This window comes from Streptomyces celluloflavus (assembly GCA_000720995.1).
Classification (GTDB): domain Bacteria; phylum Actinomycetota; class Actinomycetes; order Streptomycetales; family Streptomycetaceae; genus Streptomyces; species Streptomyces celluloflavus.
Genome location: JOEL01000030.1, coordinates 60,144 through 73,223, shown reverse-complemented (window position 1 = coordinate 73,223; position 13,080 = coordinate 60,144). Strand labels below are relative to the sequence as shown.

Here is a 13,080-nt window from a genome sequence, read left to right as displayed (position 1 = left end):
CCGGGCCGGGGCGAGCGGCCGGCCCCCGTGCCGGCGTGGACACGGGAGCCGCCGCCCAGGCGGTCAACCGCCCTCCGGTTCGGCGGCGATCGGCCGGCCGGGTATGGCGGGGTGGCCGGGCCGGTCGGGTCGCGCGGGGGCGAGTTCGGTGAGCATGGTGGCGCGCAGGCGCAGGGTGGCGACGAGGCGCTGGAACGTCTCGGACCAGTAGCCGACGGAGCCCGGTGCGGCGCCCTCCGGGTCGTCGGTGAGCGCGGTGAGCATGTCGAGGCGGTCCGCGGCGGCCGGGTCGAGGCAGCGTTCGGCCAGGCCCATCACCCCGCTGAAGCTCCAGGGATAGCTGCCCGCGTCCCGGGCGATGTCCAGCGCGTCGATGACCGCCCGGCCCAGCGGCTCCGCCCAGGGGACCGCGCAGACACCGAGCATCCGGAACGCGTCCGAGAGGCCGTGTGCGGCGATGAACTCCGCTACCCACCGGGCCCGTTCGTCCGCCGGCAGGACGGTGAGCAGCTTCGCCAGGTCCCGCGCCGGGCCGGCCGGTGCGGCTTCGGTGCCCTGCGGTGGCGCGGTGGGCGCACCGAGCAGCGCCCGCGCCCAGTCGGCGTCCCGCTGGTGCACGGCGGCGCGGCACCAAGCGTCGTGCAGTTCCGTACGCCAGTCACCGGCCACCGGCAGGGCGACGATCGCCGCCGGGGCGCGGCCCCCGAACCGCTCCCGCCAGCCGTCCAGCGGGGCCGCCGCCACCAACTGGCCCAGCCACCAGGACCGTTCGCCGCGCCCGGAAGGCGCTCTGGGCACCACGCCGTCCCGCTGCATCTGCGCATCGCACTCGTGCGGCGCCTCGACGGAGATCTCCAGGTCTGCCGCCCCGGGTGATGCGGCTGGGTCCGCCTCGGCCAGGCGGTCGAGGCCGACGCAGGCGTGGGCGCGCCGGGCCATCCGGGCCGCGAGCGCGGAACCGGGCAGTCCGGCGAGCAGTTCGGCGGCCGCGGCACGGACGGTGCGGCTGCGGTCGGCGAGCGCCTGTTCCAGGAACGGTTCGTCGGCCGCCGTGAGACCGTCGCGCAGCGCGTCGAGGAACACCAGGCGGTCCTCCGCCCGTTCGGTGGCCCAGGTGGTGCAAAGGAGTGCGAGACCGGCGTGCGGGTCGCGGCGGCGCACCGCGGTGAGCAGTGCGGACCGTTCCGCGAACAGCCCCTCCGTCCAGATCCGCGGTACGTCCTCGGGGGCGCCCGGGAGCGATGCCGGACCGCCGGTGTCGCGGAGCGCGAACTTCCAGTCGTCGTTGAACCGCGCGAGCCACCGGGCGCGCGGGCCCGCCAGGGCGAGCGCCGTGGGCCGCAGGTCCGTACGGGCACGGGCGGCGTCGAGCAGCGCGGGCAGCAGTGCGTCGGGGGCGCGGTAGCCGTGCGCGTCCGCGGCGGTGAGCCACTGGGGCAGCAGCTCGGTGAGGTCCGGGGACGTGCCGCGACGGCTGCCGCCGCCGGTGCCGCCGCGGTCGGCGAGCAGCAGCGCGAGCCGGCGCCGTGCGGCGGGCGGCAGGGGAGGCCGCGGGTCGGCCGGGGCCGGGGCGGGCCGCTCACCGGCCGGCGCGGGACGCAGCGCGGCGCGGCGGCGCACCGTGCTCACCGCGGCCGCGTCCAGCAGGGCGGCCGCGGCGCTCTGCCCGGCCCGCACCGCCACCGGCGGCGACCGCCGCTCCGTCCCGAGCAGCGCGGCGCCGACCAACTCGGCCCAGGCGGGCGGCGTCCCGGGTGCGGGTGCGGGTGCGGGTGTGGGTGTGGGTGTGGGGCTCGTCATGGTGTTCCTCCAGGCATCGGGTGGGGCGCAGGCCGGGCCGGTGGGATGGGCGGGCTCGGGCGGTCGCGTACGTGGCGGGGACGGGGCACCTCCCGTTCGAGCGGAGCCGGGAGCGGGGCGGGCGCGGGCGCGGGCGGGCGTGGTGCGGCGGTGCGGGTCACAGGGACACCGGTGTGGGGTCCCAGACCGTCAGCGGCAGGAAGCCGCGGTGGCCGCATTCGCCGAAGACCGTGACCGGGGCACCGCCCGATATGGCGGCGAGCTGCCACAGCCCCGCACGACCCAGGCAGCGCGGGTCGAGGGGGAGCGCCGACTCGCCGTCCGCGTCGGCCAGTTGCCATCCCTGGCCGGTGCGGCCCGGTACCGCCGTGACCTCGGCGAGCACCACCGGCCAGGACTCCAGCCAGGGGTCGTCGCGCAGTGCGTCGCCGTAGGCGGCCAGGGCCGCGTCGATACCGCAGCCCGAGGGCACCGGGCCGGGCACCGCCGGGGTGTGCCGCTCGCCCAGGGCGGCACGCAGCGGGCGGGCGCCCGGGTAGTAGGCGAGGTCCGCATCGAGGACCAGACCGGGCGGCAGGGCCAGGTCCAAGGGGCGGTTGGCGCCGCCGAAGGAGAGATGCAGCGCCATCCGCCCGGTCCGCTCGCCCCGCAGATAGATCCTGCGGGTGGTCAGTCGGCCGTCCTCGCGGTCCTGTTGGGCGAGCACCAGCCAGCGGTCGCGGACCGGTGCGGCCTCGGGGCCGGTCAGCAGTTCCGCGGCCTCCGTGGTCAGCCCGACGCGGGAGCGGACCGTCGCCGCGAGCGGGGCCGGCAGCCGCGCGATCCCGAGGAAGCCCTGATCGAGGAGGTGGAGCAGGGCGCACTCCTCCAGGAGCCGGGCCGGCCAGTCCGCCCCGGCGGCCGCCACGGAACCCAACTCACGGACATACGAAGCGAGTCCGGGGGCCTGGGCGTCCACCATGCGCGCGGCCGTCTCGTCCCAGGATCCGTAACCGTCGCGGTCCGCCGTGGCCAGGCCGGAGTGCAGCAGATCCTCCAGACGCTGCTCCAGCTCCACGGCCCCGGCGCCGATCCGCTGCATCCGCCGCTCGGACCGCCGTTGGGCGGCCGCCGGGTCGGCGGGCGCGCGCGACGGGGCGCCGCCGGACGGGGCGTCCGCGGACCGCCCGGCCCGCTCGCGGCGGCCGGCCAGCCATTCCCCCGCCCACGGCGGTGGCTCGCCGTCCGCCACCGCCCGGTCGTCACCGGCCCAGAGCAGCAGCAGCCCCAGCGCGTGTTTGCACGGGAACTTGCGGCTCGGGCAACTGCACCGGAAGGCCGGACCGTTGAGGTCGACGACCGTGCGGTACGGCTTGCTGCCGCTGCCCTTGCACTGGCCCCATAGCGCGCCGTCGCCCGTGCCCGTCTCCGACCACGGCCCCGGCGCCGCGAGCTTGCCGCCCGCCTTGCGTGATGCTGCGTCAGGCGCCAGCGCGAGCACCTGATCCGTCGTCCAGCGTTCCCCCTGCGGATTCATGTTCACGACGCTACGACCGACCACTGACAACCGCCGTCGACGGCGCGGGAGCCGGCGTCGCCGACGGCGCTGTCGGCGGCGTTGCCCTAGCCCCGGAACAGCGTGGAAGCAGCCCTGGAGGATTGCTGAAACAGCAGGTCAGCGGCGGTTTTCCGGTGATTGTCAGTGGTGTGGTGCAGGCTTGATTTCGCAAGCGGCCGACGGGATGCGGGGAGTCGGCCGCACACCTTGCGACTTGGGGGAGCCATGTCCGAGAACAGCATCAAGACGACGCCTGACGGAGTGCGCGAGGCGGGGACCGGCGAGGCGCTGCGGCCGCATGCGGAGGTCACCTTCGCGGCGGAGCTGGCGGCCCTCGCCGCCGCCGACGACCGGCCGCGGCCGGAGCGCTGGCGGCTCTCGCCCTGGGCGGTGGCGACCTACCTCCTCGGCGGCACGCTCGCGGACGGCACGGTCATCACACCCAAATACGTCGGCCCGCGCAGGACCGTCGAGGTCGCCGTGACGACCCTCGCGACGGACCGCGCGCTGCTGCTGCTCGGCGTGCCCGGCACCGCCAAGACATGGGTGTCCGAGCATCTGGCGGCGGCGGTCAGCGGCGACTCCACCCTCCTCGTGCAGGGCACGGCCGGCACGCCGGAAGAGGCGATCCGCTACGGCTGGAACTACGCCCAGCTGCTCGCGAACGGCCCCAGCCGGGAGGCGCTGGTGCCCAGTCCGGTGATGCGCGCGATGGCGCAGGGCATGACCGCACGGGTCGAGGAGCTGACACGTATCCCGGCCGACGTACAGGACACGCTGATCACCGTCCTGTCGGAGAAGACCCTGCCCATCCCGGAGTTGGGGCAGGAGGTGCAGGCCGTCCGCGGTTTCAACCTGATCGCGACGGCCAACGACCGCGACCGCGGGGTCAACGAACTCTCCAGCGCGCTGCGCCGGCGCTTCAACACCGTCGTACTGCCGCTGCCCGCGACACCGGACGAAGAGGTGGACATCGTCTCCCGCCGGGTCGCGCAGATAGGCCGTTCGCTGGAACTGCCGGCCGCCCCGGAGGGGATGGACGAGATCCGCCGGGTCGTCACGGTCTTCCGTGAGCTGCGGGGCGGTATCACCGCGGACGGCCGCACAAAGCTCAAATCGCCGTCCGGGACGCTCTCCACGGCCGAGGCCATCTCGGTGGTGACGAACGGTCTGGCGCTGGCCGCGCACTTCGGCGACGGTGTGCTGCGCTCCGGTGACGTGGCCGCGGGCATCCTGGGCGCGGTCGTCCGCGATCCGGCCGCGGACCGCGTCGTATGGCAGGAGTACCTGGAGGCAGTGGTGCGCGAGCGCGACGGCTGGCAGGACTTCTACCGGGCCTGCCGAGAGGTGAGCGCATGACCGGGGGAGGGGCGGGCCCGGCCACGGGGGCGGCGGCGACCGGGACGGCGGCGGTGCCAGCGGGGACGGCGACGCCCGTAGCGGCGGCGGAGCGTACGGCCGGGCCCGTGCTGCTCGGGGTGCGGCACCACGGTCCCGGGTCGGCGCGGGCGGTACTGGCCGCCCTGGAGCAGTGCGCACCCGGCGCGGTGCTGATCGAGGGTCCACCGGAGGCGGACGAACTGGTGCCGCTGGCCGGGCAGGAGGGCATGCGGCCACCCGTCGCACTGCTCGCCCATGTGCTGGACGATCCGGGCCGCGCGGCGTTCTGGCCGCTGGCCGAGTTCTCCCCGGAGTGGGTCGCGCTGCGCTGGGCGGTGGAGCGCGGCGTCCCGGTCCGCTTCATCGATCTGCCCGCGGCGCATTCCCTGGCGTGGCGAGCGGAGAGCGGGGAGAGAGGGGAGAGCGCGAACGGGGAGGGCGGAGAAAGCAGGGGAGAGGGAGAGGACGGGGAGCGCGGCGCGGGGGCGTCCGGGGCATCTGAGGCGTCCGGGGCTGCCGGGGAGCCCGGGGAGCCCGGGGACGGGCCGGATGTACGGATCGATCCGATCGGGGCGCTGGCGGAGGCCGCCGGTTACGACGACGCCGAGCGCTGGTGGGAGGACGTGGTCGAGCACCGCGGGGGCGGGGGGACCTCGCACCGGAGCGGATCCGGGCGCGGGGGCGGACCGGGGGCGGACGCGTTGGCGCCGTTCGCGGCGCTGGCCGAGGCGATGGGCGTGCTGCGCGAGACGTACGGCGACGGCGGACACGACCGCGACCCGGTGCGGGAGGCCCATATGCGGCTTCGGCTGCGGGCCGCGCGGCGGGAGTTCGGGGACGGTGTCGCCGTGGTGTGCGGGGCGTGGCATGTACCGGCGCTGGCCCGCCGCAGCACCGCGACCGCCGACCGGCAACTGCTCAAGGGCCTGCCCAAGGTGAAGACGGCGGTGACCTGGGTGCCGTGGACGCACCGGCGGCTCGCCCGCCGCAGTGGTTACGGCGCCGGTGTCGCCTCGCCCGGCTGGTACGGCCATCTCTTCGACGCCCCCGACCGCCCGATAGAGCGCTGGATGACCAAGGTCGCCGGGCTGCTCAGAGCGGAGGACTACGCGGTCTCGTCGGCACACGTCATCGAGGCGGTACGGCTCGCCGAGGGACTGGCCACGGTGCGCGGCCGGCCGCTGGCCGGGCTCGCCGAGACCACCGACGCGATCCGGGCCGTCATGGGGGACGGTTCCGAGGCGCCGCTGTCGCTCATCCACGAGCGGCTCGTCGTCGGGGAGGTGCTGGGCGAGGTCCCGCCGGACACCCCCGCGGTGCCGTTGCAGCGGGACATCGACCGAAGTCAGCGGTCGCTGCGGCTCAAACCGGCGGCACTGGAGCGGGAGGTGGAGCTGGACCTGCGCAAGGAGACGGACGCCGGGCGCAGCCGGCTGCTGCACCGGCTGCGGCTGCTCGGCATCCCCTGGGGCGAGCCGGTGCGCTCCCGCGGCAGTACCGGCACCTTCCGGGAGACCTGGCTGCTCCACTGGGAACCGGAGCTGTCCGTACGGGTCGCGGAGGCCGGTATCTGGGGTACGACCGTGCTCTCCGCCGCCACGGCCAAGGCCGCGTCCGACGCGGTGGGCGCGACGGCGCTCGCCGAGGTCACGGCGCTCGCCGAGCGCTGTCTGCTCGCCGGGCTCCCGGACGCCCTGCCGGTGGTGATGCGGGCGCTGTCGGACCGCGCGGCACTCGACGCCGACGTGGGACATCTCGCCCAGGCGCTGCCCGCCCTCGTCCGGTCCGTGCGGTACGGCGATGTGCGCGGCACGGACGGCGCGGCGCTCCACGAGGTCGCGACCGGCCTGGCCGAGCGGGTCTTCGTCGGTCTGCCGCCGGCCTGCGTGGGCCTGGACGCGGACGGCGCCGCGGAGCTGCGCGGCCATCTCGACGCCACCCACCAGGCCGTCGCCCTGCTGGACCAGTCGGCGACCGATGCGCAACCCGGGAACGAATCCGGGGATGAACCCGGGGGTGAACCGGGCGGCGGGGCCGGTGCCGTGGCGGGGCTGCGGGTCCGGTGGGCCGGGGTGCTGCGGGCGATATCCGAGCGGGACACGATTCCCGGGCTGATGCGGGGGCGGGCCGCCCGACTCCTGCTGGATGACGGGGAGTTGGGCGACGCAGGAGCGGAGCGGCTGATGGGGTTCGCCCTCTCGCCCGGCACCCCGCCCGCCGATGCGGCCGGGTGGATCGAGGGGTTCGCCGGGGGCGGGGACGGCGGCGGGCTGCTGCTGGTCCACGACGAACGGCTGCTCGGGCTGGTGGACGGCTGGCTGACGCGGGTGCCGGCGGCGGCGTTCACGGATGTGCTGCCGCTGCTGCGCAGGACCTTCGCGGAGTACGACACCGGGGTGCGGCGCACGCTCGGCGAGCTGATCCGCCGCGGGCCCACGGCCGTCTCCCGCCACCCGGCGGACGGCCGCACGGACGCGGCGGCACCCGGCTTCGGCCCCGGCCTGGACCGCGACCGCGCCGCGGCCGTACTCCCCACCCTGCGCCTCTTGCTGGGCATCGCCCAGGCCGGTTTCGAGGACGCGAACCCGGCTGGCGGAACGGCCAACGACCTTACGGGGGCGGCGTGATGACCGAATTTTCGAGGGCGGCGTGATGACCGGCCTTGGGGGAGACGGGGTGACCGACCTTGGGGGCGGCGGGATGACCGACACGACGACCGATACGACGACTGATACGCCGACCGAGGCGGTGATCGACATGAAGACCGGCACGAAGACCGGCACGACGACCGACACGGTGACCGACACGAAGACCGACGGGCTGGCCGCCCCCGGGGCGGATGCGCCCGCACCCGACCCCGTAGTTGACGTCGCCCCTGTCACCGCCCCCGTCACCGACGCCGAGCGGCTGCGGCGGTGGCGGATGGTGCTCGGGGGTGGCGGGGCGGACGGGACCGGGTGTGAGCTGCGCGGTCAGGACGCCGCGATGGACGGTGCGCTCGCCGCGCTCTACGGGCAGGGCGAGGGCGGCCGGGGCAAGGGGGGCGCGGGCAGCGGCGGCGGGAAGAGGTCGGCGGGGCTGGGGGCCTCGGCGCCCGGGGTGGCCCGCTGGCTGGGCGACATCCGTACGTACTTCCCGTCGTCCGTGGTGCAGGTGATGCAGCGCGACGCCATCGACCGGCTGGGCCTGTCCGCGATGCTGCTGGAGCCGGAGATGCTGACGGCCGTCGAGGCGGACGTCCACCTGGTGGGCACCCTGCTCTCGCTCAACAAGGTCATGCCGGAGACGACCAAGGAGACCGCGCGGGCCGTCGTCCGCAAGGTCGTCGAGCAACTGGAGAAACGGCTGACGGCGCGCACCCGTGCCACCCTCACGGGCGCGCTGGACCGTTCGGCGCGGATCAGCCGCCCGCGCCATCGCGATATCGACTGGGACCGTACGATCCGGGCGAATCTCAAGAACTACCTCCCGGAGTACCGCACGGTCGTCCCCGAGCGGCTCATCGGCTACGGCCGGGCCGCGCAGTCGGTGAAGAAGGACGTGGTGCTCTGCATCGACCAGTCCGGTTCGATGGCCGCGTCGGTCGTCTACGCCTCGGTGTTCGGCGCGGTACTCGCGTCCATGCGGGCCATCGACACCCGGCTGGTCGTCTTCGACACCGCGGTGGTCGATCTGACGGACCAGCTGGACGACCCGGTGGATGTCCTCTTCGGCACCCAGCTCGGCGGCGGTACGGACATCAACCGCGCACTCGCCTACTGCCAGTCCCGGATCAGCCGCCCCGCCGAGACCGTCGTCGTCCTCATCAGCGATCTGTACGAGGGGGGTATCCGCGACGAGATGCTCAAGCGGGTCGCCGCGATGAAGGCGTCCGGGGTGCAGTTCGTGACGCTGCTGGCGCTCTCCGACGAGGGGGCGCCCGCATACGACCGCGACCACGCGGCGGCCCTCGCGGCTCTGGGCGCACCGGCGTTCGCGTGTACGCCGGATCTCTTCCCGGAGGTGATGGCGGCCGCGATCGAGAAACGGCCGCTGCCCGTACCGGATACGGCAGAGCGGAGATGAGCGGAGACACAGAACGGAGCGGAGGTGAAGGGGACGGCGAACGGACGGCGGGGACCGGGGCATCACGGGACGGGGGGGCTGAGGGGCCCCGATCCCCGGCCCCACCCCACGAGTACGGTCGGCGGCCGGCGGCACCGCCCCCAGCGGCACCGCCACCCACCGACGCGCCCTCAGCCAGCGCCCTCCTCGTCGACGGCGGCCTCGGCCGCGGCGGTGGTCTGGGACCTGTTGGGCCTGGTCGCTGCGGCATCGGTCGCCGGGTCCGCCGTACCGGCCCCCGGCCCGGCGGCCGGTGGCGCGTCGGACGTTGCCGGGATACCGGCCGACAGCGGCCGGAACGCCAGCCGCAGATCGGTGATCTGCCGGTCGCCCCGCACCCACGCCAGCGGCGCGTAGTGCACCGCGATCCCGGCCGGGGCCTGGAGCAGCGGGCGGCGCGCCGCGTCCGTCGGCCACTCGACGTCACCGGTGGCCGTCCGGGCCGGGATCAGCCAGAAGTCGCCGGTCCGGTAGGTGCCGCCGGTCCCGAAGTACACCTCGATACCGTCCTCCAGCGGCAGCCAGCCACCCTCCTCGACGCGCACCGCGCCATGTCGCAGCCGGTCGGTCCGCGCACCGCGCCGGCCCTGCCAGCCGCCCTCCTGCTGGTCCCAGCGGCGCAGGAACGGATGGAGCTCGGGCCGCCGTCCGACGCCCGGTGCCGGTTCGTCCGAGAGCCGCACCCGCCGCCCCGGCAGGTCCACCTCCGCCACCCGCAGCAGCGGCTCCGCCGCGCCCCGGCTCGTATATGCGGTGTCCACGAACTCGACCCGGTCGCCGACGTTCAGATCGAGCTTGTCGTCGCTGCCGAGGGTCGCCAGGTCCACCCAGGTGCCGTCGAGTTCATCGACCGGGAAGGTGACCGAACCGTTCTCGCGGGACCATTTGAAGGTGGCCTCCTGCGCGGTGCCGCCCTCGTGCACCTCGACCCGGTAGAGCTGGTTCTCCGGGCCCCGGTAGCGGGCGTCGGGCGCGACCAGGCACGGGTCGTCGTCGGCATGGCCGGGACGCTCGCTGCGCGCCGCGAGGCGGGACGCCGGGGCGGCGGCCCGCTGCGCCCAGCGCGTGAACGCCGCGCGGATGTCGTCGGCCGGCGGATTGTCGCCGCCCAGCCCCAACTCCGCGCCGGGCAGCGGCAGCACCTGCCACACCACCTTGGCGCGCGCCGCGGTGTCCGGCAGCGCCGCACCGAGCGCGACCTCGCGCAGCGCCGGGTCCTCGGCCGCGGTGACGCTCCGCTCCCACACCTTCAGACAGGCCAGATACGGGAAGGTGGTGGGCAGCCGGTCGCCGGGCCGCTCCGGGTCGCGGAAACCGTCAGGCTGGTCCCAGTACGTCCAGGTGGCGGGCGCCCCGGCCGGCACACCCGGATCATCCGCACCGCCCTGCCCCTCGGCGCCCTCCGCGGGCACCGGTACACCGGGCTGCGGGCGGGTCGCGTCGCACTGGATGCCGTCCACGTAATAGCGGCCGCCGCCGATGAGCAGATCGTCCAGTTCGTGGCTGCCGCCGCGCAGTTCGATCCGGAAGCCGGTGGCGTCCTGCGGGCCGCCGTGCTGCCCGATCAGGTCGGCGGCGAGCGTACGGGCCTGGAAGAGCTGTATCGCGGTCTGCTCATTGGCGTCGGCGTCCAGCTGGACCCGGCCCTGCTGGGCGACGACCGCGGAGTAGTGCCGCTCCGGCCGGTAGGTGATGCGGGAGAGATCAGCGTGCATGGAAGGGTTCCCCCTCGTACGGGAAGCTCGGACGGTCGGAGTCGGAAGGCCGCGGGTGGTGCGGGCCGGAAGCCGGCAGGCCGCGGAGACGGTGAACGGCGGGGGACGGGTACCGGCGGGCCGCGGACGGTGGACCGGGGCTCGGCCCGGTCCCGCGCGGTCCGTGGTGCCCGCGTGGTCCGCACGGCACGGACGGCACGGACGGCGAGCGCCACGGCCGCCCGGCGCCGAGGGACGGTGACCCGACGCCACGGAACGGCGAGCGCCACCGGCCCCCCTCGCCCCCGGACAGCGACCCGCACCGGCACCCGGCGGAACGATCGGCCGGGCTCACGTCACGAACACGATCCCGGCGTCGGTGCCCGCCGGGGTGTACTCGGCGAGCCGGGCCCGCAGGCTGTCCTCGCGCTGCGGCTGGTAGAGGTCGTGGTACGCGCCCAGCTCGGCGCCGTCCGCCGCGCCGCGCCGGATCTCCTCGGCGCCCCCCGCCGCCAATTGCCCGTACGTGGCGGACCCGTAGCGCTCGGCGCGCAGCAGCGGACGGACCCGGGCGGCGTCGCCGGGGCCCGCCAGATCCGGCTGGCAGCGGTAGCGGCGCGGGGTGCGCGAGCCGGGCGGCACATAGCTGAACCGCAGGCAGCCGACGCCGCGCCGGGCGACCGCCAGCCGCCCGGTGAAGATGCTGTCCTCGGCGAGCTGCACGGCATGCGTGTGCACCTCGCCGAGCACCGTGCTGCGGTGCGCGTACAGGACCGCGTGCGCATAGCGGCAGTCCGGCGCGGACAGTGCCTCGCGGTCGTGCCCGGTGGCGTCCAGGATGCTGTCGCGCAGCTGGATGGTGAGCGGATCGGTGCCCACTTCGTCGCCGATCACCTCGATGGTGCCCAGGATGCTGCGGTCGATCTCGACGCAGGCCGTGGTGCGGTCCAGGACCAGGCTCGGCTCCTCGGGGGAGTGCGGCGCGCACTCCGGCTCCAGCGACCAGCCCGGCACCAGGGTGCAGTGCCGCAGCACCACCGCGCCCATCGGCCCGGTGACATTGAGGCCGCGGCCGGTGACCAGCAGGCCGTCCAGCACCATCCGCGGCCGGTCGCCGGGCGCACAACTCGCCTCCCTGGCACGGATGTTGAGCGCATCGGGCCGGTTGCTGTACCAGTCGAGCAGCCGGATCACCGGCCGGGTGCCCTCGGCGGCGCGCAGCTGGAGCCGGTCGCCGGGATCGAGGTCGAAGTCCAGCTGCTCCTGGTAGGCGCCGCTGTGGGTGATCTCGATGATCGCCTCCGGGCCGCAGCGGCCGGCGCGCCGGTCGTGCCGCCATGCGCCGTACGCGTCCATGATCCGCCGGAAGTCCCGGCCCGGCCCGACCCGGTAGATGGTCGCGTCCGGCGGTGTGTGGCGGTCCGCGCGCGGGTACTCGCCGCCGCCCAGGTCGTCCCCGAACGCGTAGTGGTAGTCCACCCATACGCCCTGCCGGGGGGCCGAGCGCGTGCCGAAGGCGAGCCGGCCCAGCTCCGGGTCGACGGCGACCTGCCCGCGCTTGGGCCGGTAGCGCCAGTCGGAGAGATCGGCCACGACGATGTCGGAGAGCGGGACGGGGGTCTCGTGGCCGTCCCGCCGGATGGTGAAGCTCTTGCCCGGCCCGTAGTAGTCCGCGAGCCGGTCGTGCAGCTGCCGGCGGCGGATGGCGGCCGGCACATTGTCGAGGGTGGCGATATGCGCCGCGGACGGCTCCGGCTCCGGACGGGTCACCAGCGGACTGTCGTTGCCCAGGATCGAGAAGGTGTAGAGGTTGCGGGCCCGGTCGATGCAGTACGCGGGCGCGCGGGTGACGGAGTACGGCTTGAGCCGCCAGACGAACAGCCCGACGCCGGCCGGGGTGTAACCGCCCTGAGTACGGCGGGAGGTGGCGCGGCGTACGTCCACCGAGCGGGCCACGGTGCCGAACGGGCCGCCCGCCAGATCCAGCGCCGCGCCGTCCCGTACGTCCACCAGCCGGCCGCGCCCGGCGCTCCGCGCGTCGGCCGCCGCGGTGCCCGAGCCGTACAGCTTCACCGGCTGCTGCTGGGCGAGGAGGCGGGAGAACTCCACCGCCCGCGCGGGCCAGTTGGCCACGTCCTGCGACAGCTCCTCCAGCAGTGCGAGGGTGCCCTTGCGGCGCCGGTTGCCGACGGTGGCCGCCACATCGCGGCGCGGTGCCAGCGCCTCGGCCAGCCGCCGCCGGGACGCGTCCGGCAGTCCGTCGTCGCCGGGCCCGTCGCCGTCCGGTCCGCCGCCCCGCAGACCCGTCGCCAGGACCCGTTCGTAGCCGGGCAGCGGGCGGTAGCCCACCAGATCCCCGAGGTAGGGCAGCACCCACTCGGCGGCGGTCTCCACGAACCAGTCGTCGTACTGCTGCTCGACCCCGTCGCGTATCCGGTCCGCCTGCTCGGCGATGACGGCCAGCAGGGCGCGCAGCGGCTCGCCCTCCGCCGCGTCGCGCAGCCGGTGCCACTGCGGGAGCAGCTCCGCGAGCCCGTCCGGTTCCCTGGTCATACCGTGCCCCCG

The 13,080-nt window shown here is 75.3% G+C and carries 7 protein-coding genes; 3 read left to right on the top strand and 4 right to left on the bottom strand.

Features of this window, described 5'->3' with window-relative positions; all coding sequences use genetic code 11:
* Nucleotides 1–63 precede the first annotated feature (63 nt).
* Nucleotides 64–1,800 (bottom strand): DUF5691 domain-containing protein, encoded by a 1,737-nt coding sequence (locus IH09_RS24155; protein WP_052859574.1) that lies wholly within the window; start codon nucleotides 1,798–1,800, stop codon nucleotides 64–66.
* Between the two features lie 157 nt (nucleotides 1,801–1,957).
* The gene (locus IH09_RS24150) at nucleotides 1,958–3,316 is read right to left on the bottom strand and encodes an SWIM zinc finger family protein (RefSeq protein WP_052859573.1); all 1,359 of its coding nucleotides are present in this window, start codon (nucleotides 3,314–3,316) and stop codon (nucleotides 1,958–1,960) included.
* Nucleotides 3,317–3,562: 246 nt separating this feature from the next.
* Between IH09_RS24150 and IH09_RS24145 the strand changes: the two genes are divergently transcribed.
* From IH09_RS24145 to IH09_RS24135, 3 genes are all read left to right on the top strand, one after another.
* The gene (locus tag IH09_RS24145; protein WP_052859572.1) at nucleotides 3,563–4,696 is read left to right on the top strand and encodes an ATP-binding protein; all 1,134 of its coding nucleotides are present in this window, start codon (nucleotides 3,563–3,565) and stop codon (nucleotides 4,694–4,696) included.
* Nucleotides 4,693–7,344 (top strand): DUF5682 family protein, encoded by a 2,652-nt coding sequence (locus tag IH09_RS24140; RefSeq protein WP_240150411.1) that lies wholly within the window; start codon nucleotides 4,693–4,695, stop codon nucleotides 7,342–7,344. Before IH09_RS24145 ends, IH09_RS24140 begins: the two co-directional genes overlap by 4 nt.
* A gap of 295 nt (nucleotides 7,345–7,639) precedes the next feature.
* A complete protein-coding gene (locus IH09_RS24135; RefSeq protein ID WP_052859587.1) occupies nucleotides 7,640–8,782 on the top strand; it encodes a VWA domain-containing protein in 1,143 nt (380 codons plus the stop codon).
* A gap of 170 nt (nucleotides 8,783–8,952) precedes the next feature.
* Here the strand turns inward: IH09_RS24135 and IH09_RS24130 are convergent, their stop codons facing one another.
* Both IH09_RS24130 and IH09_RS24125 read right to left on the bottom strand, forming a co-directional pair.
* Complete coding sequence (locus IH09_RS24130; protein WP_052859570.1) at nucleotides 8,953–10,536, bottom strand: DUF6519 domain-containing protein; 1,584 nt, start codon at nucleotides 10,534–10,536, stop codon at nucleotides 8,953–8,955.
* Between the two features lie 330 nt (nucleotides 10,537–10,866).
* Complete coding sequence (locus IH09_RS24125) at nucleotides 10,867–13,068, bottom strand: hypothetical protein (RefSeq protein WP_052859569.1); 2,202 nt, start codon at nucleotides 13,066–13,068, stop codon at nucleotides 10,867–10,869.
* Nucleotides 13,069–13,080 lie beyond the last annotated feature (12 nt).